Annotated in this window: 24 protein-coding genes and 3 pseudogenes; 16 read left to right on the forward strand and 11 right to left on the reverse strand. The window is 44.0% G+C overall.

Annotated elements, in window-relative coordinates; all coding sequences use genetic code 11:
• Positions 1-153: 153 nt before the first annotated feature.
• Both ABR397_RS04045 and ABR397_RS04050 read right to left on the reverse strand, forming a co-directional pair.
• The gene (locus ABR397_RS04045; protein ID WP_350304662.1) at positions 154-1,170 is read right to left on the reverse strand and encodes a PDDEXK nuclease domain-containing protein; all 1,017 of its coding nucleotides are present in this window, start codon (positions 1,168-1,170) and stop codon (positions 154-156) included.
• A gap of 56 nt (positions 1,171-1,226) precedes the next feature.
• Entirely contained in the window at positions 1,227-1,319 is a 93-nt protein-coding gene (locus tag ABR397_RS04050) for an IclR family transcriptional regulator (RefSeq protein WP_071824090.1), read from the reverse strand.
• A gap of 377 nt (positions 1,320-1,696) precedes the next feature.
• On the opposite strand from ABR397_RS04050, the pseudogene ABR397_RS04055 reads away from it, so the two are divergent.
• From ABR397_RS04055 to ABR397_RS04090, 8 genes and pseudogenes are all read left to right on the forward strand, one after another.
• A pseudogene (locus tag ABR397_RS04055) lies at positions 1,697-2,296 on the forward strand (TIGR03752 family integrating conjugative element protein); the annotation flags it as partial.
• 25 nt (positions 2,297-2,321) lie between these two features.
• Positions 2,322-2,741 carry a TIGR03751 family conjugal transfer lipoprotein gene (locus ABR397_RS04060; protein ID WP_350304663.1) on the forward strand — a complete coding sequence of 140 codons (420 nt, stop codon included), beginning with the start codon at positions 2,322-2,324 and terminating at the stop codon, positions 2,739-2,741.
• A pseudogene (locus ABR397_RS04065) lies at positions 2,741-5,587 on the forward strand (conjugative transfer ATPase). The gene ABR397_RS04060 and the pseudogene ABR397_RS04065 overlap by 1 nt, the downstream one beginning before the upstream one ends.
• The gene (locus tag ABR397_RS04070; RefSeq protein WP_350304584.1) at positions 5,584-5,994 is read left to right on the forward strand and encodes a TIGR03757 family integrating conjugative element protein; all 411 of its coding nucleotides are present in this window, start codon (positions 5,584-5,586) and stop codon (positions 5,992-5,994) included. Before ABR397_RS04065 ends, ABR397_RS04070 begins: the two are co-directional and overlap by 4 nt.
• Before the next feature lie 53 nt (positions 5,995-6,047).
• Positions 6,048-6,989, forward strand: coding sequence for a TIGR03756 family integrating conjugative element protein (locus ABR397_RS04075; RefSeq protein WP_350304664.1), 942 nt, complete (start codon positions 6,048-6,050; stop codon positions 6,987-6,989).
• A gap of 15 nt (positions 6,990-7,004) precedes the next feature.
• Positions 7,005-8,432: an integrating conjugative element protein gene (locus ABR397_RS04080; protein WP_407072855.1), complete on the forward strand. Its 1,428-nt coding sequence runs from the start codon at positions 7,005-7,007 to the stop codon at positions 8,430-8,432.
• 2 nt (positions 8,433-8,434) lie between these two features.
• Positions 8,435-8,806, forward strand: a complete 372-nt coding sequence (locus tag ABR397_RS04085) for a hypothetical protein (protein ID WP_350304585.1) — start codon at positions 8,435-8,437, stop codon at positions 8,804-8,806.
• A complete protein-coding gene (locus ABR397_RS04090; RefSeq protein ID WP_350304586.1) occupies positions 8,803-10,299 on the forward strand; it encodes a conjugal transfer protein TraG N-terminal domain-containing protein in 1,497 nt (498 codons plus the stop codon). Before ABR397_RS04085 ends, ABR397_RS04090 begins: the two co-directional genes overlap by 4 nt.
• 39 nt (positions 10,300-10,338) lie before the next feature.
• On the opposite strand, the gene ABR397_RS04095 is transcribed toward ABR397_RS04090, so the two are convergent.
• Together ABR397_RS04095 and ABR397_RS04100 are read right to left on the reverse strand one after the other, a co-directional pair.
• Positions 10,339-10,737: a hypothetical protein gene (locus ABR397_RS04095; protein WP_214090471.1), complete on the reverse strand. Its 399-nt coding sequence runs from the start codon at positions 10,735-10,737 to the stop codon at positions 10,339-10,341.
• Positions 10,738-11,660: 923 nt separating this feature from the next.
• Positions 11,661-12,695: an Abi family protein gene (locus tag ABR397_RS04100; protein ID WP_350304587.1), complete on the reverse strand. Its 1,035-nt coding sequence runs from the start codon at positions 12,693-12,695 to the stop codon at positions 11,661-11,663.
• A gap of 501 nt (positions 12,696-13,196) precedes the next feature.
• Here ABR397_RS04100 and ABR397_RS04105 point away from each other — a divergent pair.
• Positions 13,197-13,355, forward strand: a complete 159-nt coding sequence (locus ABR397_RS04105) for a hypothetical protein (protein WP_021324431.1) — start codon at positions 13,197-13,199, stop codon at positions 13,353-13,355.
• A gap of 197 nt (positions 13,356-13,552) precedes the next feature.
• Here ABR397_RS04105 and ABR397_RS04110 read toward each other — a convergent pair whose 3' ends face one another.
• Together ABR397_RS04110 and ABR397_RS04115 are read right to left on the reverse strand one after the other, a co-directional pair.
• Positions 13,553-13,711, reverse strand: coding sequence for a hypothetical protein (locus ABR397_RS04110; RefSeq protein WP_350304588.1), 159 nt, complete (start codon positions 13,709-13,711; stop codon positions 13,553-13,555).
• A gap of 177 nt (positions 13,712-13,888) precedes the next feature.
• A complete protein-coding gene (locus ABR397_RS04115; RefSeq protein ID WP_350304589.1) occupies positions 13,889-14,107 on the reverse strand; it encodes a hypothetical protein in 219 nt (72 codons plus the stop codon).
• Positions 14,108-14,314: 207 nt separating this feature from the next.
• Here ABR397_RS04115 and ABR397_RS04120 point away from each other — a divergent pair, with 207 nt between their 5' ends.
• The 3 genes from ABR397_RS04120 to ABR397_RS04130 all read left to right on the forward strand — a co-directional run bounded on the left by ABR397_RS04120 (position 14,315) and on the right by ABR397_RS04130 (position 15,442).
• The gene (locus tag ABR397_RS04120; RefSeq protein ID WP_021324429.1) at positions 14,315-14,539 is read left to right on the forward strand and encodes a helix-turn-helix domain-containing protein; all 225 of its coding nucleotides are present in this window, start codon (positions 14,315-14,317) and stop codon (positions 14,537-14,539) included.
• A gap of 255 nt (positions 14,540-14,794) precedes the next feature.
• Complete coding sequence (locus ABR397_RS04125) at positions 14,795-15,157, forward strand: hypothetical protein (protein WP_065823520.1); 363 nt, start codon at positions 14,795-14,797, stop codon at positions 15,155-15,157.
• A 30-nt stretch (positions 15,158-15,187) separates the two neighbouring features.
• Positions 15,188-15,442 (forward strand): hypothetical protein, encoded by a 255-nt coding sequence (locus tag ABR397_RS04130; protein ID WP_350304590.1) that lies wholly within the window; start codon positions 15,188-15,190, stop codon positions 15,440-15,442.
• 197 nt (positions 15,443-15,639) lie between these two features.
• Here the strand turns inward: ABR397_RS04130 and ABR397_RS04135 are convergent, their stop codons facing one another.
• Both ABR397_RS04135 and ABR397_RS04140 read right to left on the reverse strand, forming a co-directional pair.
• Positions 15,640-16,470 (reverse strand): phosphoenolpyruvate hydrolase family protein, encoded by an 831-nt coding sequence (locus ABR397_RS04135; RefSeq protein ID WP_162120846.1) that lies wholly within the window; start codon positions 16,468-16,470, stop codon positions 15,640-15,642.
• Complete coding sequence (locus ABR397_RS04140) at positions 16,454-17,698, reverse strand: Tm-1-like ATP-binding domain-containing protein (protein WP_350304591.1); 1,245 nt, start codon at positions 17,696-17,698, stop codon at positions 16,454-16,456. Before ABR397_RS04140 ends, ABR397_RS04135 begins: the two co-directional genes overlap by 17 nt.
• Before the next feature lie 140 nt (positions 17,699-17,838).
• Here ABR397_RS04140 and ABR397_RS04145 point away from each other — a divergent pair, with 140 nt between their 5' ends.
• Positions 17,839-18,459 (forward strand): TetR/AcrR family transcriptional regulator, encoded by a 621-nt coding sequence (locus ABR397_RS04145; RefSeq protein WP_350304592.1) that lies wholly within the window; start codon positions 17,839-17,841, stop codon positions 18,457-18,459.
• A gap of 262 nt (positions 18,460-18,721) precedes the next feature.
• Positions 18,722-18,838, forward strand: a complete 117-nt coding sequence (locus tag ABR397_RS24965) for a transposase domain-containing protein (RefSeq protein ID WP_407072858.1) — start codon at positions 18,722-18,724, stop codon at positions 18,836-18,838.
• 516 nt (positions 18,839-19,354) lie between these two features.
• Here the strand turns inward: ABR397_RS24965 and ABR397_RS04155 are convergent.
• Positions 19,355-19,591 carry a helix-turn-helix domain-containing protein gene (locus ABR397_RS04155; RefSeq protein WP_350304593.1) on the reverse strand — a complete coding sequence of 79 codons (237 nt, stop codon included), beginning with the start codon at positions 19,589-19,591 and terminating at the stop codon, positions 19,355-19,357.
• 629 nt (positions 19,592-20,220) lie between these two features.
• A complete protein-coding gene (locus tag ABR397_RS04160; protein WP_350304594.1) occupies positions 20,221-20,937 on the reverse strand; it encodes a Tm-1-like ATP-binding domain-containing protein in 717 nt (238 codons plus the stop codon).
• A gap of 140 nt (positions 20,938-21,077) precedes the next feature.
• On the opposite strand from ABR397_RS04160, the gene ABR397_RS04165 reads away from it, so the two are divergent.
• Both ABR397_RS04165 and ABR397_RS04170 read left to right on the forward strand, forming a co-directional pair.
• Positions 21,078-21,698: a TetR/AcrR family transcriptional regulator gene (locus ABR397_RS04165; protein ID WP_350304595.1), complete on the forward strand. Its 621-nt coding sequence runs from the start codon at positions 21,078-21,080 to the stop codon at positions 21,696-21,698.
• Positions 21,699-21,902: 204 nt separating this feature from the next.
• A pseudogene (locus tag ABR397_RS04170) lies at positions 21,903-22,392 on the forward strand (IS982 family transposase); the annotation flags it as partial.
• A gap of 12 nt (positions 22,393-22,404) precedes the next feature.
• Here the strand turns inward: ABR397_RS04170 and ABR397_RS04175 are convergent.
• Positions 22,405-23,790, reverse strand: coding sequence for an MATE family efflux transporter (locus ABR397_RS04175; RefSeq protein ID WP_350304596.1), 1,386 nt, complete (start codon positions 23,788-23,790; stop codon positions 22,405-22,407).
• Between the last annotated feature and the right edge of the window lie 301 nt (positions 23,791-24,091).

A 24,091-nucleotide genomic window follows, 5' to 3' on the forward strand; every position in this document is an offset into this window, starting at 1 on the left:
AATAGTAAGAATGATTTTATGCTTTTATGTCGCTGAGAGAGATGGCCTCCAATATGAGGCCAACGGTTATAACATTTTCTTAGCAGTATATTGGTTACTCTTCATAATGACACGGAAGATGGATACAGTAACCAAATTGAGGGGAAAACCCTTTCATTTGCTAGGGGTGTTTTCATCATTATGACTGAGTTCTGCTTCCAATTCCTCAATGCTTGGCAAGCTGGATTTTAAGTCCTCTGGCAATGTACGGGTTAACTCATAATCCGAAACGCCAATTGGTTTTTGAATACCGCGCAAGGCATATTCGGCCAGTATCCGGTCTTTGGTCTGGCACAAAATCAAACCTATGGTGGGCTGATCAGTGGAATGTCGTAGCTTTTCATCGACCACCGAACAATAGAAATTCATCTTACCGGCATGTTCAGGCTTGAATTCTCCTCGTTTCAGCTCGATCACAACGAAAGCCCTCAAAGTCAGATGATAAAAAAGTAGGTCAATGTGATAATCTTGTTCGCTTACGGTAATACGATATTGCCGCCCCACAAAAGCAAATCCCTCGCCGAGTTCAAGTAGGAATTTTTCAAGGTGTTTGAGCAGCTCCGTTTCCAGCTCACGTTCTTTGAAGGGTTCCGATAGGGTGAGGAAATCGAAAACATAGGGATCCTTCAGGGTCTGCTGTACCAGCTCCGATTGAGATACGGGTAACCGGTTCTTGAAGTTGCTGACAACCGAGCCCTGCCGGGCATAGGCATTGCTTTTGATCATATGAAGCAGGGAGTCTCGGCTCCATCCTTGTATCTGAGTCTGTTCTGCATACCAGAATCGCTCGGTTTGATCCTTTATCCTCTCAATCAGCAGAATGTTATGACCCCACGGCAATTGTGCCACAGGTTGTGGCACAATTGTCGATACGGGCTTTCCGGAACCTTGTTGCTCCATGTGTGGCAAGGCGTACTCCCGGTAGAAACGTAGCATGCGCTTCAGGTTCCTTTCTGAGAAGCCTTTGACCTCTGGCAATTCATTAACAATATCCCGTGACAGCTTCGGGATGATCCCCGCTCCCCACCCCTGTTGCTCCTGACGTTCATGGAGCATGTGACCGATGTCCCAGTACATCTGGATTAGTTCAGCATTGACGGACTGAGCGGCTCTGAACTGACCCCCACGGATCCGTTACTTTACATCGGTGAGTAACGAAGTGTAAATCTGTAGTTCTGATGTCATGATTATCTTGTTTCTTTCAGTATTTTGTAGACGGTGAAGCGGTTAATATCCAGTTGCCTGGCAATCTCAGAAGCCCCAAATCCCTCATCTTTCATTACCAAAACCTGTTGTCGGTTTATAGACGGAACCTGACGCCCTTGGCTTCGATTCGCCCTTCGTTGGTTTGTTCCAGTCTCCGTTGCCGTTCGGTCTGAGCCACTGTTGACCGGATAGTGCTCCTGTCGTCCAAGAACCAGACGGTTACATCCATCTCAAGCAGGTAATAGTTGTGTTCAGTGGTGATATTAGAAAATATCAATTATCAACCCGCTTATTTTAAGTGAGCCAGGATGTTTATAGCTCTGTTTTAACCTTAAATTCAAGTACCAAAAATTTCTAAAATCAGATAAACAATTATTCACTGTAATCGTTACTCTTTTTCGTCACTCTGTTGATGTATATATCTACGCAGATTTAGGGTAATGCTATGGTTTATCTCCGTTTAAATACATTGCGCCGTCAGAAAGTGGAATATGACGGTATGACTAAAAATCAGCGAGCCATTACCGAGGGTGATACAAACGAGGCTATCCGGCCCGTTTATACCCTGCCCGAAAATACGACGCTGGTCGGCAGCCAGGCGATGACCGCATTATTAGGCCGGGTGCCGGTGAATGACAAAGTCACTGACCCGTATCCTTTTAAGGTACTGATAGGTAAAGATAACCTGACTGCCAACGGCATTGAACTGCCGGACGTGGAAGGGGCGATTATTTCGGGTACAGCAGCCGGTGATGTGCTGTCACAGAGCCAGCTTACCACCCAGACTAACGGTTATGGCGGCGCGACGTCATCACTGACCGGGGATGCCGGTAAAGCGGTTTTGGGGCAAGCTGCTGCCGGAGGATTTAAAGCCGTGTCGGAATGGGTCAAAGCCCGTTACGGCCAAACCTTTGATGCCGTCTACGTGCCGCCGGGAGCCAGCGTGGCGGTACATATTACCCAACAAATCCCCATTGATTACGACACACAGGGGCGCAAGGTGAAATACCCCTTTAGCCTGGAACAGGAGAACAGCGATGGGCTGGACTGAGAAAGTGAATATCTGTGGAGCCGGTATGTGCAGCGTCAGATTGAAATCAGGTTGTTGGGTTTGCCTGCTCGTAGTGACGACGCTCCTGACCGGTTGCAGCACGTCCAAAGAGGACATGTTGCCATCGGGAGATCAGACTATGCTGGCATTGTGGCAGGGAAAGGCCGCGTCGTCACAGATCACGCTGGAAGCCCGTCAGGTGCTGCGCCGGGGGCTCAATGAACAGGAGCAGCAAATTTCGACTGACTATGCTGAAAGTTATAGTCGTACACAGGAAAATGAAATCAGTCAAACCTTCCCACGGCTACCCAATCCGGACATGGTGATGTATCTCTTTCCCCATTTGGTGGCGGGAAATTCGCCTGTGCCGGGATACAGCACGGTGTTTTCGTTTTACAGTCAGGTGCAGTATGCCCTGCCGGGTGAGCGGACGGTGGCATTGTGATGTGGACGTGGTTAAATAAAGTCCGCCTGCGTAAAGCGGACAACCTATCGCCTTCTTCCTGCGTGATCGGGCGTGAACCTGTAAAGCGGCCCGGCAAAATGACGCACGTTGATGAAGCGGCACTGTATAACCCTTCACCGTCTATCATTGATTATTTGCCCTGGGCAGAATACCTGGACGAGGAAAAGTGTCTGTTGCTGGATGACGGTCTGTCAGTCGGGGCGGTTTATACCGTCTCTCCGGTCTCGACAGAAGGACGCCCTGCTGCCCGTCTGGAAGAGATCCGTGACCAGGTGGAGGATGCGTTGCAGGACAGCCTGGAGGAAGAGGATATTTCTCCCTGGGTGGTGCAATTTTTTTGTCAGGATGAAGATGACTCGTCGTCATCGTTGACGCAGCTTCGTCAATATATCAAGCCCTGGGCACAGGGCACAGCCTTTACCGAAACGTGGCTGGCTGAGACTGAACGACATTTGCGGGGTATTGCCCGGCCTGAAGGTCTGTTTAACGACACATTGGTCACTGGTCAACCTTGGAGAGGGCAGCAACGCCGTACCCGAATGGTCGTTTATCGCTGGGTCCCGGCAGGCCAGAAGGATGCTCTGTCACCGGCGGCGTTGCTTAATCAGGTCTGTAACCGACTGACGGCCTCGCTGGCCAGCGCCGGCATTTTGTGTGAACGACAAGATGGTGAACAGGTTCATCACTGGTTACTGCGGTTATTCAATCCCGCTCCAGATTGGATAGATAAAACGACGTTGTATCAGGCGGCTAGTTATGCAACCCCACAGGCTGGTGAGTGGAAGCCAGATAATGATTTCACGGAAACCTTGTGGTTTACCCCGCCGCGTTCTGACGTGAAAAACGGTGTCTGGTGGTTTGATAATATTGCTCATCGGGCGGTACCGGTTGAACGGCTGCGTCGCCCTCCAGAACCGGGAACGCTGACCGGTGAAATGGTCCGGGGTGAACATATCAATGCGCTGATGGATTTATTACCGTCAGGTACTCTTGTTTCATTGACCATTGTCATACAGGCGCAGGATACACTGGAGCGGGATTTAGACCGATTGTCAAAAAATGCAATGGGAGAAAATACTGAATCAGGGCGAGTGCGTGCAGACGTAAAAGAAGCTAAGGCGCATCTGGGGCTGAGACATAAACTGTGCCGTTCTGCACTGACCTTTCTGTTACAGGGGGCTGATGTTGACGATTTGAACCGTCGGCATCAGCAACTGGCCGCCACCCTGTTGGTCTCGGGGTTGCAGCCGGTTAAACCCGAATGCGACGTCGTGCCGTTAAACGGTTATCTGCGTGCCTTACCGATGTGTTTTAACCCGCAACGAGACAAGTATTACTGGTATACCCGGTTGACTTGGGTGCAGCATGTGGCTGGGTTGTTGCCAGTGACAGGGCGGGCGACCGGCACCGGTAACCCGGGTCTTAGCTTTTTTAACCGGGGCGGCGATGTGCTGACCTTTGATCCGCAAAATAAACATGACCGTACCCAGAATGCGCATTTGTTGCTGTTCGGGCCGACCGGTGCGGGGAAGTCGGCTACGCTTTGTGTGAGTTTATCGCAGCTGATGGCGGTGCACCGTCCCCGGTTATTTGTGGCGGAAGCGGGTAACAGTTTTGGATTGTTTGCTGATTACTGTCAACGTCTGGAGCTGAGTGTCAACAAAATCAGCATCAAACCGGGCTGTGGTGTCAGTCTGGCGCTGTTTGCCGATGCTCACTAATTGCTTCAAATGGCATCTTCTCAGCTGGATTTGGCGGGTGAAAAGCCGGCAGGGGAAATTGAAGACGACGGGGACGATGAGCAGCGCGATATTCTGGGTGAAATGGAAATTGCGGCCCGCATGATGATCACCGGCGGGGAGAAGAAGGAGGAAGAGCGTCTGACGCGGGCGGATCGGGGCATGATCCGCGAAGCTATCATGATGGCGGCAAAAGCGAGTGTTGACAATGGCCGACAGATGATAGCGGAAGATCTGCAAAAGGCATTGTCTGTGATTGCCCGGGACAGCCGGCGGGATGAACAGGGGCGATCATTACGTACCGAACAGCGTCGTGCCCGTGCCGAAGAGATGGCGGGGGCGATGTCAATGTTCACCAGTGGTTTTGAGGGGGAATTGTTTAATCGTCCGGGAACTCCGTGGCCAGAAGCCGATGTGACGCTGATTGACCTCGGTACGTTGGCGCGCGAAGGGTATGGTGCCCAGATGTCGCTGGCGATGGTGTCTCTGGTCAATACCATCAACAATATGGCGGAGCGTGACCAGTTTGAGGACCGGGAAATTAATTTTGTGGTGGATGAGGCGCATATACTGACCACTAATCCGCTGTTGTCGCCCTACATGACCAAAGTGGTCAAGATGTGGCGCAAACTGGGCACCTGGTTGTGGCTGGCTACTCAGAGTTTGGCGGACTATCCGGATAGTGCGGAGAAAATGCTGAATATGGCGGAGTGGTGGTTGTGTCTGACAATGCCGCCGGATGAAGTCGAACAGATAGCGCGTTTTAAAAAGCTGTCTGAAGAACAAAAATCGGTGTTGCTGTCAGCCAGCAAACTCCCGGGTTGTTACACCGAAGGCGTGGTGTTGTCGAAAAAAGTGGAGGCGTTGTTTCGGGTGGTGCCGCCCAGTGTCTATCTGGCGCTGGGTATGACGGAGAAAGAGGAAAAGGCAGAACGCAGGGCGATTATGAAAGTGCTTCATTGCAGCGAATTGGATGCCGCTTTTGTTGTGGCGCGCAGGCTGGACCGTGCCCGTGGTCTGATATCCGGGGAGGTGACAGATGTGCGTGATGAATATCTCTTAGCCATGCAGGAGTATAGGCTATGAATATCTGGGTATTTTGGATGCTTTTGCTGTTGTTAATGCCGGTATCCGTGTTTGCCAGCACAGTGATATATACCGACACAAGCCATCCACTGCTCAATGCTGATCAAAACGTCCAAGTTGTGTACCTAGATAAGCCAGAGCAGTTGCAATCACAGTTATTCAGTAAGCTGTCTGCTGATCCTCAACAGGCAGTCAAGCAGGCCCGTCAGATTTTGCAGTCTCCATCGTGGCATCAACAGGAGCGACATATCGGTCAGGCTTATCAGGGGTTACTGAATGCCTGGACGTTGGGCCTTAAGAAGTTCCCAGCAGTGGTTTTTGATGATGATTATGTTGGGTACGGTACGACAGACATCAGACAGGCCCGGTTACTTTGGGATACCTATCAGCAGGAAAACCAGCCATGAAATCTTCGGATTTATCGTCATTAACATGGCATTCCCGGCTGAAAAAGTTCGGTATGGTCCTGATGCTAACGGTTGTTCTGGCGCCCGTGGCCGTTGCCAGTGTGAATACGGCTCAGATTGTGGCCAGTGCCGCGTCGGTATCGTGCATCAGTTGGCGGATAAAAGGTATTTGTTACTGGCTGCTGTGTTCTCCCTGGGGGTGCAAAGTGCAGACCTCGATAAAAGTTGCGCATTTTATTCCTCAGGCCGTGGTTTCCGTCTATAACGCGCCTGGCGGTAATCCCTGGAGAGAAATGTCTCTGGTCAGCCAGACTGTTGACGGCGTGGAAAATACCGTAACGAGAGCACTTTCCGGGATAGCCGTGGGGGGCGGTAATCATCAGCTGAAAATCCCAGGCAACCGAAAAAACAATCTGTATTTTAAATATGCCGATGCGATTGGGCATCCGGCAACTGCCATGATGGGCGGGAAAATTTCGGGGTATGCGTGTAAAAGTGCCGCCACGCCTTTTATGCCTTACTTTTTGAGTACGCTGGACAGCCTGGTTTGGCGGTCCGGTGTGCCAGAGTCGTTTTATCCCGAGGCGCTTATTCCTGGTAAACGTGAGCTGGGGGATTCGTTTCGGGGCAATATGTGGGGCAATATTTATCCGCGAAGCGGGTTTGTGACACAACAGGATGATAATAAAGCGGCTGCGGTAGTAGCGCAACGGGTAGCAGACATTATCACCCGTACCGGGCAGGGGCATGTTTATCAACCCCTGCAAGGGAACCGTAAACAGGGTTACTGGCCACCCGGCGAAGTCGTTGAGAATACGGGTAGCCAAAATCATCAATGGCAACGTTTAGCGCCGAAAATGAGCGCATCTTGTGCTGTTTTTCCGGATAACAGCGGGGAAGCGGCAAAGGACGGGAATTATGTCTTTGCATTGTGGCAACCCTACAGTTGTTGTCAGTGGCGTGGACAGACTTTTCTCTACAGTACCGATTTTTGAGACTGGGATCATGGGATGAGACAACGATTATTTTTGCCTGTGTTGATAGCACTGGCGTTTATGCGTACTCCTGTTGTTCAGGCGGCAGGTTTTGCCATTGCTGACAGCCCGATAGGTTACGGGAAAAGCCTGAATGGGGCGGTATCAGACAAACTGTTTTACAACATAGGTGGCGGATCAGTGATATCGCAGCCGGCGACCCGCAGTCATCTGCAACATCTGGGCGGATTAAACCTCGGTTGGAGCAGTGACCTGATGTGCGGTCACTTTGATTTAAAAACGACGGTAGGGAATCAGCTTAATGGCCTGACTTCGGGGTTTAAAAACCTGATGGGCGAAGTGGTACAGGGGGCTACTGGGGCCGTAGCCAGTTTGCCGGCAATGGTTATCCAGCGTGCTAATCCGGGATTATATGAAATGCTGACCAACGGGGTGTTACAGGCAGGTATTGCGTTCGACAAATCACAACTGAGTTGCCAGAACATGTCACAGCGTATGATGGATTTTTCGGATAGCAGTAAATGGACTAAAGCGGCGTTGATGGAGGAATACAAAACGCTGGTGAATACCGGTAATGGTGATGCGGTTGGCACGACACAAAAAATGGAGGTTGCGGACGGTACACAAGGTTCAAATTGGATTGGAGGTGAAAAACGGGGAGGAAAAGGACAGAAAGCGATTCAGCCTATCCGGGATCTGGCAAAAGCCGGCTTCAATATGATGAACAACCTGCCGGCGAATAGCCATGCCAATGTCAGCCGCACACAATGTAATGGCGCTGCTTGCCAGAAATTCAAGAACAGTGAAGAAGCCGCAGACGCGGTCGTCAGGGTGTTAGGTGATCGTTCGGTTCGTACCTGTACTGACAGTCGTCAGTGTACCAGTGGGGGTACCAAAGACCAGCCGGGTGCAAGTGTCGCTGGGACGGGGTTTGCACCGATGCTGGAAGAGGCTACCAGGACCAACATTGAGCAATTGATGAAACTGGTCAGCGGGGAAAATGCGTCTACCATAGCCAATCTGGCAAAACTCAAAACAGGTAGCCTGACGGTGACTCGTGGGGTTATCCAGGCCCTGAAACGTGATCCGGACAGTGGTGCGCTGGTGAGTCGGTTGGCCAGTGAGTTGGCGATGGCCGACACCATTGAGACTGCGCTCACTATGCGGCGAATGTTGATGACCGGCCAGGCAGAACCGAATGCCGCCGCTCAGGCGCAGGCGATGGCAGAGAGTGATCGTCGCATTGCGACACTGGACAGAGAAATTACTGCCCTGAAGAATGAAATGGAGTTGCGCCGGGCGATTGCACAAAATACCGCACTGACCACGCTTGAGCGTGAACAACATCGGGTTGAAATGAATCTGCAACGGCAATCCACCGATAATACCGACAGCCGTATTCACACCTTGTCCGTGCCGCCGAAAGGGCGTGAAGGGCAATAATGATGTCTGAGCAAAGTGAAATTCGGGTACCTGCTGGCACTAAACAGAGGTTGATAGTGGGACTGAAACGGCATTTCAGGCGGGGGTTAATCGTCACGTTGATGATGGGGGGCATGTTACTTGTTGCCGCAGTTGGCTTGGCGTATCCGTCTCAGTTCAATGCCTTACAACATTGGATGTACACGACCCGTTACGGCTGGCTGGCCTGGCGCTTGGCCATGTACAGTGTGATTGCCTGTTTCATGTGGCAGCTTTGGCGATCCCCATTGCCGTTAACACAGAAAGCGGCTCTGAAACGGATTGCGCTAATTTCGCTGGGATTTGTGGGATGTTGTGAGTATGCCATGTTCTTCGTCTCCGGAGAGCAGTCATGACAACTTACAGCTATCTGGAATATTTTCTGACCCTGCTGGGCTGGATAGTGAATAACGGCTTGTGGAATGTGCTGCTGGCCACCGGGTTATTTGTGCTGCCGTTGACATTCAAAATGATAGGTATCTGGCTGAAAGTCCGGGAAGAAGGGGAGGATGAAGGGAATAAGGGCATGCTCTCAGTAACCCGGATTGAAAACACTTTGTATGGCGCTTTTCTGGTGATGATTGCTTGCTGTGTGCCGTTGGTCAATGTGAGTCTGAGTACCATTACGTATGATGACTCGCGGGCAAAAAGTTGTGGTACTTGGACACCGAAACCGGCTGAAACGGGTTATGCGTCCGTGATATCGTCGCTTGACGGTAAAACGGCGGCGGCTCCGGTTTGGTGGATACTGGTTCATCAGATTTCCAAAGGGGTCACTCAGGCCGCAATAGCTTCTCTTCCCTGCCGCCCCGACCTGAGGCAACTGCGTTTTGAGGTCCAGCATACGCAGATTAATAATCCGGCACTGGCTCAGATATTACAGGATTTCACCCATGACTGTTATGCGCTGGCATTGTATCAGTGGAAACGCCGGGACGAGGGAAGAACCCTGGATGAAGTGGTATTACGGGATATTGAATGGTTAGGGTCAAAAACGTTTCTGAATAGTGCGGGTTATTATGATGTGCTTCAGTCAAAAACGCCTCGTTCGGATTTTCCCTGGAAACCGCACCGTGATGATGGTTTTGCTAATACGGGACAGGGGGGATATCCGACCTGCAAAGAATGGTGGTCAGACAGTCAAGTAGGATTGGAAAAACAGGTGATGGCTAAGGTTGAGCCAGGCATGTGGTTTCGGCTCTCAGCAGCATTGAAACTGATGGGCAAAGAGACGTCAGAATACAAAGAAGCGGTGATATGGCGTCTGGTGAGTCCAGAGAGCTTGACCACATCTCAAGGGGGACATGTCTATGCCGGTTACGGCGGTAACGCGGATTTTACTCTGATGAATTCGGTGGGCCGGATAGCCTCATTGGGCGGGGTGTCGTTGGGAAGCTTGGCGGCATTTCCGGCGTTTGATGCAATGCGCCAGGCTTTACCGATGGTGCAGGCTGTTATATTGATGGCGGTGACTATCATATTACCGTTGATTATCGTATTTGTCTACGAATATAAAACGGTCGTTACACTGACTTTTATTGTGTTTGCGCTGAATTTTTTGACATTCTGGTGGGAATTGGCACGTTGGTTGGACAGCTGGTTATTGGAGGCATTGTACGGTTCGGATACGCACAGCCGATGGAATATGGCCGGTTTTCAGAATAGTACAGACGATATCATTATGAGTTTTGTGATGGGAGCGATGTTTATTGTGTTGCCGGCATTGTGGATGGGAGCGTTGTCGTGGGCGGGAATTAAAATGGGTGACGCAGTAACAAATGCAACGAAAAATGGTTCTGCTGATATTCAGAAATCGGGTGGGAAATTAGGAGATAGAATAAGTAGGTAACATAATTATATTAAGGAGGGGAATCCCTTCCTTTATGAACTATTCATCTTTATTGTCGACATCAATATAACCGGTTGCATCATACCAGCCCCACCCATAGGGACCATCACGATATTGATTTCCGTAACCTTGTTCATCTGTAAGTTTTTTATCAATTACACCTTTATTCAGTGAAAAACCTAGGATTATTCCAAATATTAGCATAATAACCCCAACTACCATTAATGTACCCATCAGCAAAGTGGTCGCCAGACTGGCAGCAAGTAAGTAAATGGGCAAATGCCCTACCCATGTAGGGAGATTATGTTTGTGGGCTTTAGTAACACAATTTGCATCCCAGGTACGTAAACGTTGGCATAAGTTGAGATAAATTCCAGCAACTTTTGCTCCCCGAATCTGAGCACGCATTGTACGTTGTGTGTTATGATTGTCAGTCATTGAGTAACCTCTTGTTGAGATGGTATTCATAAATAACATAATTATTTCTTGGTTAGGTTAGCCAAAAATTTAAGCGGCGTCTATGGTATGAATCGTAAAACGAGTTGTGTGTTATGCACATTTGCACGGCTGATAAAGCTCATTCACCTGACCCCATCAAAGGGTCGGGTGAATGGAAGCGGTTGGTGAGCTGGGGGGGCGAACCAACATCAGCGGTGTAACTGTGTATAACGCTTTTTTAACGAATAAGGTGAGTAGTCATATTTTTAACTTTCTGGCGGGTTGATGCATCGAAAAGAGTATTTCTTTGCGAAACTATCAGGGACACCTGTCAGTATTTTTGTCTGGAATTTTGTAGGAAACAGGAGATATTTAATTTAATCGAATAACCTTTATTACATTTTTCACTCAGTTTGTTGTAGCGTTCTATAAACTTGGAATCATAAAAAGAAAGTTTGTTAATAGTTTTGATAAGGTTTTTTTGTTATTGTTATTTAAAATAAAATCCTTATCTTTAAATAATCTAGAGACTTCTCAGTTGAATATACTAGTACGAATCTAGGATAATGATTTACAGTCGAATCAGGATTGTCAATGAGGTCAGTTAATTTTATAGCTTTTGATTTTGGTACTGATTTAGATGAATGTAATAAATCATTATTCTTCTGGATAATTCTGTTATCACCATTGTTATTACTAGAGTCGTCAGCATTTCTATATATGTAGCTACTATATCACTGAATTCTCGTTTGAGATTTTGACATACTATGCTTGTGTCCTCTACTGTACATATAGCCAAGCGGCGGCAAGCATTTCTTCTGTATGTGGCAAAAAAATGGCCAGCCTAGCTACTTCAGTTAAATGTAAAATATAAAGTTTGTTATTATATTTCTGCCTTTTTACTTAGCTTTAAAAGGCCGTTGTTATTTTCTTCTAACATTTTTTGCAACCCATGTGCCACTTGTATTGTCTGGCTCGAAATTCACGTTGATACCTATTTCGTGAGGTAAATTCTTTTCATGATTTCCATGGGCATCGAGAACAAATAGATTACTTGGATGTTTAAATGCTTTTATTGAAACCACTTTACCTTCAACCTTTACAATTACACCATCCAATCTTGTCTCTGCAATGTTTTTATTATACCAAGCTTCTATATCTACTGGATGTACTTGATCAAAATCTTTGGCTGCCTGTTTGAATCTCTCAATAGTTTCCTTTTTACACAGTTGGGTTATTTGCTCTATACTTTCCATAATAACAATTGTTTTGAGATTAGAGGGATTAATATACTTAATTAAGTTCAAGCACATCTTAAAACTATTGAGTACTGTATTAATGTGACCTTCAACTGAAAAACTTTTCCTATTATGCCATATAGGCTCATGATGAGCGATTCTATTACGAAGAGAATTAAGTTTTTTTATGTCGTTGGTTATATGCTTGAAAGTCACTTTTTCACCTGGGAATGCAAAATCTATCATTTCCGGCCATATTTTAAGGGACCCCTGTTTATCAGATTTATGATGATTGGAGCAAATGTTACTCCATACACCAAATGTAAGCTTTGCAATCAATTCATCCGGAGTTACTTTTCTTTTTTCTTCTTGGATAGAAGAAATGGCATTTTCCACTGCCTCACGGCTTTTTATAAATTTGTTATCTTCTGTATTTAAATAGAAATGTTGAATCCAGTTTCTGTCTATTGCCATTTCAGCAGCGGCAGGGGGAAGCCCACTATCTATAAGTTTTTGCCGTTGATATGCTAAGTGACCATAGTATAAACTGTTTCTTAGCGAAACTTCTAAAAGTTGTAATACAGGAAAGAAAGTGGCGCAGAGCCTTTTATTCCATATATAGACTCCTAAACATTCAGCTTCATTTTCTGTGTTAAAGCCTCTTTTGTAAGTTGATATACGTCTTTCTGATATTGACATTAGAACACTTTTGACGGTCATTGTAATTCATATCCTTTTCTCACATGATTTAAAATAATATAATAATGATTATGGTATTTCATCTATACTTTTCACTTGCCTCTTTTCCATTCTTTGTGATTCATTACAGGCTGTTGTTTTAGCAGCAGGATGCTTGACGCTATCTGTTTGTTGCTGTAGCATCCCCTCTGCTGATCGCGGCTATTGCCGCTAGCAACGTGCTAGGGTCGCAGATGATGGAAATCATGCTGCTGATGCCGAAAGATATTCGGGATAAACCCCTGTTGAGAAATCAACAGGGGTTTTCTCGTTTTTTTAATTAGAAAGGCAAAAATTAATATACGGAAATCCTATTTACTGGTATTTGTTAGTACTATAAATTGCACATCTTTATTTGTCTCAACAGAAGGTACATTCATAAGAAAGCTTTAAGTCATGCGGTTTCTCAGCATCGTGAGCATCAGAAAAACACAGATTTTTGATTTTTATAACTATAGTACTAAATGATGATAGGGGAAGGTTATGCAATCAAAACGCCGAATTTCTGAACTTAAGCAAATGTCCGTAAAAGAGCGCAAAATTGAAGGCATGCGTCGAGCTAAGGCTGCTTTTGATCTGGCTGAACGTACAGGTACGTTAACAAAGCGTCCTGTTATCGTTGAGTGCTGCTTTTTTCGTTAGCTTGCTAGGTTGGTAATTATTCTTTGGGTGTTCTATCCAATTGTTTTAATACTCGCACACTCATTTCTCCGTGCTGCTTCTTAAATGTACTGCATTCTTAATTGGCTATTTAGCCTGATTAAGCGAGAATTGAAAGGTATCGTCATTCTATACCTTGTGCTTAGCTCTACACTATTATGATCACTAATTGACGGTGTTTAATTTTTTTCTTGACTTATCAGGGTAGTAATGTAACGCAAAATTTCTTTATCTGTTGATTCATTCCCATCAAGAGCTACTTTGATTGCTTGTTTCAAATTTGATCTAATTTTAAGCTTATCAATAAGTTCTTCGATATCTTGCTTTTCATGGATCATGGTTAATATCCCTTCAATACCTTTTCGATGCATTAAATTAATTAATGTCTTTGCTTCTTTGACATCAAGAGAATCTAAAATGAGGGACCATGCTGTTTTTAGTTCATCATATCCATAGCCTGTGTCGTCTCTTTGGGAATCATCAGTAGGTTTTTCATTCGGAGTCCCAGAAGCTAGCTATTCCAAAGAAACACCTTCTATTCTAGCGATTTTCTGAGCTACATATAGAGATGGTAGTGTCTTTTTATCAAAGTAGTTATTTAACGTCGAATAAGGTATTTGCCATTCTGTTGAAGCAGCTCGAAGACTCCTTCCTTTAAGAAGCTGTTTTAACCTGTTTTTAAAGGTTTCTTTTCCTTCTTCAAGGAAAGTAGCTTCGTTAGTCTTATTGTTCATATTTTCCTTTTTACGAATGAATTTCTATTTATAGAACGATAATCTACAGCAGTGAATGATCCTCCAAGGATTATCTGCACTGATATCTTTTTAGAGTAATTGAAATATAGATTGAAGTAAAACATACCATTAGCAGAGCTTAAAGCAGCGAAGTTACTTTTTGTTTTACAATGTTATTAAATAGTTATACCTGCTTGGAGAATTCTTGTGGAGAAAAAAGATTGGCACCCGGCCGATATTATTGCTGCATTAAGGAAGAAAGGAACGTCATTGGCTGCCGTTTCTCGGGAAGCTGGACTGGCATCGTCAACATTATCCAATGCCTTACAGCGTCCTTGGCACAAAGGTGAGACAATCATTGCGAATGCATTGGGACAGAAGCCTGATGAAATCTGGCCTTCCCGTTATCAGAAAAGAAGGAAGGGATATTGATCTCGAAGAGAAAAAATATGGTGGCTGCTATAGGAGCCATAAAAGCAACGCTCTGAAAGTGAAGCAACACAATCAGAGCGTCTGACCACAACATTATTAGAGCTAATGCTATGGCTAATAGGAATAGTAACATATCCTCATACTCAAAGCGTTATACACTTAACGCGCAATCTAATGTAGAAACCGAAGCACATACCTTGCTTACAGACTTTTCTTTGGTTTTAATTTTTTCTAAATCAATTGAGAAGCAATATTATGCACAGTAGCATCCCAGACATCCTCGACGACAGTAATATACCTGATCTGGATATCTTATGGTCTGCCATGTCGGATGCAATTGCATCACTGGATTTTTCATGTATTAGCGATACTGTACTGTGTCAGTTAATTGAATCATCCAAAGAAAATACTATGGGCATGTGTCATGGTGTAACTTTTCTTGGTGACTCAATGTTGTCGTTTGCCAGTAATAACATCCATGAATTTACGCCAGAGAGTTTGTGTCAGCTCGGGCATAGCCTAGAGGCGTTGAGTTCTTTATTACCGATGTTGTTTACTTTGCATGAAAAAGCGAGTGGTGAATGTCACCGTAGGGCTTTGAAAAACGAAATAAAATAGTTTTTTCAAATGAAACCGGAAAATTTTTGGATGGTTTTCCGGTTTAAAGGCATAAATTATCGCCGACAGGGTATTCGATATTGTCGATACTCATCGGGTCGATTTTTCCCCTTCCCAGGGCCTGAGGTGGTACCGGGATGTCGTCACCGTGCACTTTTCCCGGCATACCGACGCAGTGTCTTATACAGCGGCTCCAGCAGTTTGCTGACTGCCCCTGATCAGCAACTTAGCGTGATGCGGCTGGGGCTTTTGTTCAGCCATTTTTTCGCTAATATTGCTGAGTAAGCCTCGAAGACAAGCGAGACTGGGTTGTTGCGGACTGGCAGGATGAAATAGGGAGCCAGACAGGCATGTGTTGGCTGGGGATAGCATATTGGGCATCTTCCCGTATTTTTGAGGAAAAGAAAACAATGCGTCGTCATACCGTAACAGATATTACGGTTGCAGTACTAAGTTTCCGCATAGCTTAAGTATAATTCTTACTAACCCCGATTAATTTCTTTAAATTTCTGGATGGTGTGTTTGATGGCTTGTTCTGTTGGCAAACGCTCCATTGAACTAGCACCATAGAATCCATGACAATTGGGACAATGAGCCATAATATAGGCGACATCCTCCGGTTCCAAAATTGGGCCGCCGTGACATAAAGTAATAATGTCATTTCGGATAGTTTTAGCTGCCGAAGCACAAGCGTTAATGATTGGTATACAAGATTTCAGATCATATGATGTATTAGCACTAATATCACCGCCAGTGGTTAGCCCCAGATGTACGACGATGATATCAGCACCTGCTTGTGCCATAGCCTCAGCCTCTTTTTCATTGAAAACATAAGGAGTGGTAATCATTCCTTTTTCATGCGCCAGGCGGATTAGCTTCACCTCCAGTGCATAGCCCATGCCTGTTTCTTCCAGGTTTTTTCTGAACTTTCCATCAATAAGTCCTACTGTTGGGAAGTTCTGAATACCAGCAAAACCTTGTGCTTTCAGTTCGTCCAGGAAAAGAGATAAATTACAGAATGGATCAGTACCGCAGACACCCGCCAATACAGGTGTTTCCTTAATTATCGGCAATATTTCATTACCCATTTCTCTGACAATTTCATTTGCATTACCGTATGGCATTAATCCGGCTAATGATCCTCTGCCAGCCATTCTGAAGCGTCCAGAATTATATACGATAATGAGGTCTGCCCCTCCTGCTTCCTCGCAACGCGCCGAAAGACCACTACCTGCACTCGCCCCAATAATAGTTTCGTTACGTTCGACTTTTTGTTTTAGAGTTTCAATAATCTGATTATATTTTTTCTTCATAAGAGATTCCCTGGTGTTCTATAATTTCCTTGAGTTGTTGTATTACAAGAGTACAAAATTGTGGTGAATTTATGTGAAAAGGTGTTTTTATAACTTTTCGCAATTTTGTTTGTTTTATTGTTTTTTTTAGTCCATGACAGAAAGCCTGTGTTGATGCAGGTAAATAAAAAGGTTGTTCAGGGCAATCTAGCGCAGAGAATCCGCCTTCCGGAATAATGAATCGAATAGGTCCATGACACTTATTAAGCTTGTTCCCTATCCAGATACCAAGCTGATAGTTTTCTTCAGGTGTCGTTCGCATCAATGTCACCTGAGAGTTATGCTCAAAAAACAGCCTGTTGCTGTAGCGTTCTGGGATCGTGTCTTTTGCACCAAAGTTAACTATGTCCAAAGCACCAGCACTGCCGATCCACGGAATGCTTTTTTTTGCAATGACATCTAAACGTGTGTCAGGACAACCCAAAACCCCCCCAAATAACAGATCGGAAATTTCTGTTAATGTAATATCTAAAACACAAACCAATTTGCCGTCCTTAGCCAATTTCTCCATGCTTGTTCCACCATTGCCGGTAGCATGAAAAGCTAGGCAATCGTATTGAGCATTTAACTCAGTAGTGAGCTGATTAATGCATGGAGTCGTTATACCAAACATCGTCAACCCTAAAGCGGGTTTATGAATATCAGCCAATGGCGTAAAGTAATTGACAGAGCCGGCCATCATGTTTGCAGCATTAGACAAGACTGAACGAGAAATACGGTTTAGTCCGTTGAGATCGGTTACCGTATAAAGCATGGCAATATCGCTGTCCCTAACGTAGGCTGAAACATTCCCTGACGCCATCGTTGATACCATGATTTTAGGCAACCCGATCGGCAGGCTTTGCATAGCAGGAGTAATCAGTGCTGTTCCGCCTGAGCCTCCGATACCAATCACTCCCGCGATATCGTCGATTGAGCTGTTCAGGAAATTCGTGAGGGCGACAGACATTGCTGTTATCGCCTTATTCCGTACGCCACAAAAAACGGGATCAGCACCAGCGGGATGATACTCAGCCACCTGAAGTGAATGAATATCTATCTTTTTATTCTGATGATTTTTCCCAGGAATTGATGTAGACACATCAATGATGATTGAATTAACTCCTGCGAGGTGTAAACAACATTTCAACCAGACCAGCTCGTCCAGTTTTGTGTCTGCTGTGCCAACGACAACCACAAATCGCGTCATAGTGTTCACCCCATGTGGCATACTTAGTTCAAAGACTAATGTAAACCTATTGTAATATTTTACAACATGCAAGTTATTTTTTATCATTAGTGATATTTATTACTGTTAATGCTATACGGTTAAAATTTTAAGGGGGTTAAATGATCCTGTTTGATGAAGAAAATCTGTCGCCAGTCCGGCGTCGTACCCTGGAACGTATCACGCATTCAGCTCTGAAGTTATATCGAGAAAAAAAATTTCCGTCTCCTGAAGAGATTGCTAATGAAGCTGAATATGCGAAGGCCACGTTGCGCAGCTACTTTTCAACCCACAGTGATTTTGTCGAATATGTTGTAAAACAAGTCATTGGATCATTCGTTATCCCCCCTATGGGCGATGATGCAGAGGACAATATTGAGAAATTATTAAGATGGGGTTATGAAGAAATAGAAGCCAATGAGGCACTGATGAGGGATGCTTTACGCATTTCTCAGTTACGCTGGCAGGAATCTTTATCCGGTGAGGATAACCACAAACGACCTGTTTTGAAGAAAAAAAGTAACCGTAAAGAGACACTTTCTACGGCGTTAGCGCCTCTAAAAGGTCAGCTTAAAGATGACACAATACATAAGATTATTATGTTGATTTCAGTTTTATATGGTACAGAGGCTATGACTATTCTGAAAGATACTTTTGGTTTAGAAAATGATGAAATCATCAATTTAACGAGTTGGGCCGCAAAGTTGATTGTTCGGCAGGCCATTAATGAGGAGTTAAAGTAATCAGAAGACCATTTTTTAACATAAGGGTAAACCGGGCATGAGGCCCGGTAAAAGTTTCTTTTGGTGCCGATAACTTTTGTCACCAATCTTCTGATGAGATTAGACATAACTTGAGTTCTGAATAAAAAAATTGAACTAAATGCCTGTTCGAAAAACAGAGTTTTCGACCAAGAAAATTAAAGTGATGATAAAAGGTCAATACTATCTGGTTCTTTGCAGGCGCTGACAAAGGTGGCGAACGAGCGACCTTCTGTACAGTCTTATCGGTACTTGTTGGTTAAATAAATTGGATCCTGAGGTCTGGCTACGCCATGTCATCAGTCATATCGCGGACTGGCCTGCAAACCGGATGCATGAACGGGTCGATCTCGCTTCTTAGCCACCGTTAATACGGTCTGAATGCGCCGCTTACATAGAGGGAGCGGGAGTATTTGAATATTCATCACTATCAATAAATTAGAGTCATTACCAAAGAAAGCGCTACCGACCTTGATTAAGAGATATAAATGAAGGTTCAAAGGTAGCGCTTAAATTATATTTACAATTTTCTCATATGAATTTTTAAAAGAGTTTTAACCAACCCTGGATTATTAATAACATAAATATCTTTTTCCTCATTATACGCGACAAGAGTACGATAAATTTCTTGATTTATATCACACACCAATGTAATAAAACCCGATAAGGGTTATAAAAATTCTTTAGCTACTTTTTCAAGGAACACCTCATATAAAGAAGTTGCCAGAACTGATATATGCATATCATTGATCTAATGAAACCTGTTTTCTTATAGCATCCCCTCTGAATACACAAAAATAATAGTGGATTTAAATTAGGACTGGATAGCATATCGACTATTATCGTTAGTGCTGTTATTCAAATAATTTCGAAAATTTCACTTAATGGGATCCCCATTCTTGTTAAAATATCGACTGGGCCAAATTTCTGAAGGATGTACTCCTAGTCTGTCCGCAATAATCCTCTCCCCTTTAGGCCACCGGCGTATTAATGCATTAGATAGTGTTGATGAACTCAGTCCTGATTCCCTTGATAATGCGGCAAGTGTTGTGCCACGTTTACGTAATGCAGCAATAATATCTGCCGGATGCCAGTCATTTTGAGCCGTTATCATCTCTGTTTACTTCCCCTAATCGATTTATGGTGGCTATTCAAATAGGATGCATGAATCAGTGTTCATTTCCGGCAAGCAAAACCAAAATTTCTCCCGCCAGAACCGCCATGAAAAGGCTAATAACAGACACATCGGCAAAAAGTTTCTTACCAATGTCCATGAACACAGGACCATGATTCCTAGTTATTTGTCAAATTACTATTACTAAAAAACGTCCTTGTCATTCATGCCCATTACTGTTGCAAGTAATGTTTTGCGTTATTACCCTGCCAAAATAATTTTCATTTTGATTCCAAAAAGTTTTTTACTTTATTATGAGATAAGCTGGAATTATTGGTGAATTTTAAGGACAAGACTAAAGCTGAGCATCTTTGTTCAAAGTGAACAATGTCTTTATGCCCTGAAGTGCATGAATGTCCAATCCAAAAAATATCGGCTAATTCCGTTGGTTTCATCAATGGATCTCGCCTGAGCCGTTTTAAGATTTCTTTCTGATTATCTGACATATCAAATCATTAAAACCCTTATTGTTAAATGGATATTTTTATTTCATTGATGATCAACAGTAAAGACAGTTTTTTATTTTAATTAGAATAAAAAATCGTAAATTTCATTAAAGGGATTTCATATTAAAAAATGCTTTCAGCTTGTTTAAACACTTTATTTTTTATTAATTTAGGTTCAATAATCAAACTTAACTCACAGGTAATAATCCGAACAACAACCAAATAATCTTTAATGTTAGTCTGATTAATGCACGGAGTTGTCACACCAAACATCGTCAACCCTAAAGCGGGTTTATGAATATCAGCCAATGGCGTAAAATAATTGACAGAACCAACCATCATATTTGCAGCATTAGACAAGGCTGAACGAGAAATACGGTTGAGTCCGTTGAGATCGGTTACCGTATAAAGCATGGCAATATCGCTGGCCCTAACGTAGGCCGAGACATTCCCTGACATCATCGCTGATACCATGATTTTAGGTAAACCGATCGGCAGGCTTTGCATAGCCGGAGTGATCAGCGTTGTTCCGCCGATACCAATCATCCCCGCGATATCGTCGATTGAGCTGTTCAGGAAATTCGTGAGGGCGACAAACATCACGGTTATCGCTTTATTCCGCACGTCACAAAAAACAGTGTCAGCGCCAGAGGGATGATACTCAGCCACCGGAAGTGAATGAATATCTATCTTTTTATTCTGATAATTTTTCCCAGGAATTGATGTAAACACATCAATAATGATTGAATCAACTCCTGCGAGGTATAAACAATATTTCAACCAGACCAGCTCGTCCAGTTTTGTGTCTGCTGTGCCAACGACAACCACAAATCGCGTCATAGTGTTCACCCTATGTGGTATACCTAGTTCAAAGACGAATGTAAACCTATTGTAATATTTTACAACATGCAAGTTATTTTTTATCATTAGTGATATTTTTTATTGTGAATGCTATATGGTTAAAACTTTAAGGGGGTTAAATGATCCTGTTTGATGAAGAAAATTTGTCACCAGTCCGGCGTCGTACTCTGGGACGTATCACTCATTCAGCTCTGAAGTTATATCGAGAAAAAAAATTTCCGTCTCCTGAAGAGATTGCTAATGAAGCTGAATATGCGAAGGCCACGTTGCGCAGCTACTTTTCAACCCACAGTGATTTTGTCGAATATGTTGTAAAACAAGTCATTGGATCATTCGTTATCCCCCCTATGGGCGATGATGCAGAGGACAATATTGAGAAATTATTAAGATGGGGTTATGAAGAAATAGAAGCCAATGAGGCACTGATGAGGGATGCTTTACGCATTTCTCAGTTACGCTGGCAAGAATCTTTATCCGGTGAGGATAACCACAAACGACCTGTTTTGAAGAAAAAAAGTAACCGTAAAGAGACACTTTCTACGGCGTTAGCGCCTCTAAAAGGTCAGCTTAAAGATGACACAATACATAAGATTATTATGTTGATTTCAGTTTTATATGGTACAGAATCTATGACTATTCTGAAAGATACTTTTGGTTTAGAAAATGATGAAATCATCAACTTAACGAGTTGGGCCGCAAAGTTGATTGTTCGGCAGGCCATTAATGAAGAGCTAAAATAACCTGAACTTTGGATAAAAAAATGGAACTAACTGCCTGTTCCAAGAGCAGAATTTTCGACCCAGAAAAAAGCGATCTTATCAGGAACAGGCATGGATAAACTAGTTGAACTCTTCTGCGATGTCGATGATTTTTGCCGTGTATTCATTCCACTCTGCTCATCTATACCCGGTTCCTGGGCGTCGTCTCCTCAGTTTTGCAGCTATTTTGACGGCATAGCGAAACGAGGAAAAGGGTCAATAGGATGGTTTTTCGGTTTTAAGCTGCCTCTGATAGTCAATCATCAAGGAGAAATTGTGTCAGTCAAACTCACTCCGGGTAATGTCGATGATCGGGAGCCTGTCCGTGAGTTAGGGGATTAACAGGAACGCTTTACGGAGACAGTAAGAATACCTCTGTCAGGCTCTGTTTGATGATTTAAACGCAACAGGCGTGACATTGATAACGGATACGCGCAGTAACATGAAGGCAAAAGCGCTCTCAGTGCAGGATAAGGTGATGTTATCAAAGCGTTTCATCATAGAAACCATCAATGATCAGTTAAAGAATATTTCTCAGATAGAATACTCACGGCACCGTAGCCTACAGGGATTCATGTTGAATGTGTTAGAAGAGCTAATCGTTTATTGTTTCAAAGAGAACAAACCGCCACTGAATATCTCCCGCTTAGAAATGGATAGGTTAGTGACGGCTTAACCATAGGGTAGGTTAATTATTAAACGATTTGCTGGGTGTTTTGCTATGCGCCACATCGGCAGTTTTACGAAAAAACCGCATCATCATCAGAATTGCCCCGAGTAAAAATGTAATAAGGAGGCCAAGATTAATACCTTGCTGGCCTTGTTTTAAAGGAAAAGCCAGCAAATAAGAAAAAGGAAAGCCGAATATCCAGAGCAATCCCATATTAACCCACATCGGATACCAGACGTCTCTCAAACCACGTAATACTGCCATCAGTAAGTTACGCACAGCATCAGCAATTTGAGAAAAAGCAACGATAGCCAGCATGACCTTCGCCACCCCTATAAGGGCCGCATTTTCCTCTGCCCCCAGATTGATATACAAACCGATAATAGCAAGTGGATTTAGCAAATATACAATTGCGATAGCTATCATGCAGCTGAGTACCAGCACCAGACCGACATGACCAATCTTCCTTATCAGATTATATTCACCATTGCCAACCGTATAACTGACCAAAATCGTACAAGCCTGTCCTATTCCCATAGGAATCATTAGAGCAACGGTGGAACACTGGATCAATATCTGTTGAACACTCAAAGCACCCACACCGAGCCAACCGACCATAATGTTAATCGCACTAAAAATCAGTAGTTCGCTGGCAAACTGTATTGTAATAGGAAAACCAATGTGAAAAAAAGCCACCAATCGTGCTGGATCCCATAGTACCCTGAAATCAAACAAATGGTAATTAGTAAAACTTTTAGCAAAGTATAAATAAATAAAAACACCAATCGCGAGAGTCCAGTTAGCAATTGATATACTATAGGCCCAGCCAGCCATTCCCAATGTAGGCAAACCAGCGTAACCATAAATTAAAGCATAGCCAAGCAATATCGTGAAACCCAAATTCAGTGCGCTTAATACCACGACAAGATATCCTTTCTTAATAGGAAAAAACATCTGATGACAACTTGCCAATAGTAAAGAAGGAATTACACTCCATGCCATTGCGCGAAAATAAGGATCAATCAGCGGCACTAACTCAATAGGCTGATGCATCCATACTAGAAATTTCGTTAAGTTCCAGAAGACAAACGAACTAATAACACCGAGAACAATACTAATTAACCAAGCCTGCCGGATTTCCATGCCAATTTCGCGAAGCTTATACTGTCCATAACAACGACTAACAGTGATACCGACCGCTAGCAACGGCGACATGGTAACAACCATTATAGTGCTACTCAATGCAGCTACTAGTGCACTAGCAGCCAACTCTTGCTTGCCAAGATGAGCAATAAACAACATACCGATAAAACCCACAGCGATATAGAGAATGCGTACACTTAAAATTGGTGTAGCTAGTTTCACAATTTCCTTAAAGTAAAAAAAATTATTCTTTGTTTGCATACTTACTCCTAATTCATCACATTTTAATTATTTGCTCCAAGTAACGAACTACGACTGAATTCGCATTTATCAAGGGGAAACTCATACTACACCACTATTCGACTATATTTGCTACGCAGGCCCAACCATTTCTTGATAATAAATTCTGAAACCTCAACAGTGGTACGCCGTCCGATTAAAATGCTCCTACTAGCCGATCGCCCTAAATCCTAAACTATGAATCCTCTATCCCAAAAACCCATAAATAAATTCCTCTAAATAGAGTACATAGACAATAACCCAATACAAGTAATGATTTTTT

Origin of the sequence: Photorhabdus viridis, from assembly GCF_040256935.1 — a bacterium.
Lineage (GTDB): Bacteria > Pseudomonadota > Gammaproteobacteria > Enterobacterales > Enterobacteriaceae > Photorhabdus > Photorhabdus viridis.

Bases quoted from the DNA above. Each gene is read 5' to 3' on its own strand.
- ABR397_RS04075 (WP_350304664.1), top strand. From the start codon at position 6,048: ATGGTCCTGATGCTAACGGTTGTTCTGGCGCCCGTGGCCGTTGCCAGT.
- ABR397_RS04095 (WP_214090471.1), bottom strand. From the start codon at position 10,737: ATGACTGACAATCATAACACACAACGTACAATGCGTGCTCAGATTCGG.
- ABR397_RS04050 (WP_071824090.1), bottom strand. From the start codon at position 1,319: ATGAAAGATGAGGGATTTGGGGCTTCTGAGATTGCCAGGCAACTGGAT.
- ABR397_RS04130 (WP_350304590.1), top strand. From the start codon at position 15,188: ATGGTTTTCCGGTTTAAAGGCATAAATTATCGCCGACAGGGTATTCGA.
- ABR397_RS04140 (WP_350304591.1), bottom strand. From the start codon at position 17,698: ATGACGCGATTTGTGGTTGTCGTTGGCACAGCAGACACAAAACTGGAC.
- ABR397_RS04175 (WP_350304596.1), bottom strand. From the start codon at position 23,790: ATGCAAACAAAGAATAATTTTTTTTACTTTAAGGAAATTGTGAAACTA.
- ABR397_RS04160 (WP_350304594.1), bottom strand. From the start codon at position 20,937: ATGACGCGATTTGTGGTTGTCGTTGGCACAGCAGACACAAAACTGGAC.
- ABR397_RS04080 (WP_407072855.1), top strand. From the start codon at position 7,005: ATGAGACAACGATTATTTTTGCCTGTGTTGATAGCACTGGCGTTTATG.
- ABR397_RS04135 (WP_162120846.1), bottom strand. From the start codon at position 16,470: ATGAAGAAAAAATATAATCAGATTATTGAAACTCTAAAACAAAAAGTC.
- ABR397_RS04125 (WP_065823520.1), top strand. From the start codon at position 14,795: ATGCACAGTAGCATCCCAGACATCCTCGACGACAGTAATATACCTGAT.
- ABR397_RS04100 (WP_350304587.1), bottom strand. From the start codon at position 12,695: ATGACCGTCAAAAGTGTTCTAATGTCAATATCAGAAAGACGTATATCA.
- ABR397_RS04165 (WP_350304595.1), top strand. From the start codon at position 21,078: ATGATCCTGTTTGATGAAGAAAATTTGTCACCAGTCCGGCGTCGTACT.
- ABR397_RS04070 (WP_350304584.1), top strand. From the start codon at position 5,584: ATGAATATCTGGGTATTTTGGATGCTTTTGCTGTTGTTAATGCCGGTA.
- ABR397_RS04115 (WP_350304589.1), bottom strand. From the start codon at position 14,107: ATGAACAATAAGACTAACGAAGCTACTTTCCTTGAAGAAGGAAAAGAA.
- ABR397_RS04090 (WP_350304586.1), top strand. From the start codon at position 8,803: ATGACAACTTACAGCTATCTGGAATATTTTCTGACCCTGCTGGGCTGG.
- ABR397_RS04060 (WP_350304663.1), top strand. From the start codon at position 2,322: ATGTGCAGCGTCAGATTGAAATCAGGTTGTTGGGTTTGCCTGCTCGTA.
- ABR397_RS04155 (WP_350304593.1), bottom strand. From the start codon at position 19,591: ATGATAACGGCTCAAAATGACTGGCATCCGGCAGATATTATTGCTGCA.
- ABR397_RS04110 (WP_350304588.1), bottom strand. From the start codon at position 13,711: ATGATCCATGAAAAGCAAGATATCGAAGAACTTATTGATAAGCTTAAA.
- ABR397_RS04145 (WP_350304592.1), top strand. From the start codon at position 17,839: ATGATCCTGTTTGATGAAGAAAATCTGTCGCCAGTCCGGCGTCGTACC.
- ABR397_RS04105 (WP_021324431.1), top strand. From the start codon at position 13,197: ATGCAATCAAAACGCCGAATTTCTGAACTTAAGCAAATGTCCGTAAAA.
- ABR397_RS04085 (WP_350304585.1), top strand. From the start codon at position 8,435: ATGTCTGAGCAAAGTGAAATTCGGGTACCTGCTGGCACTAAACAGAGG.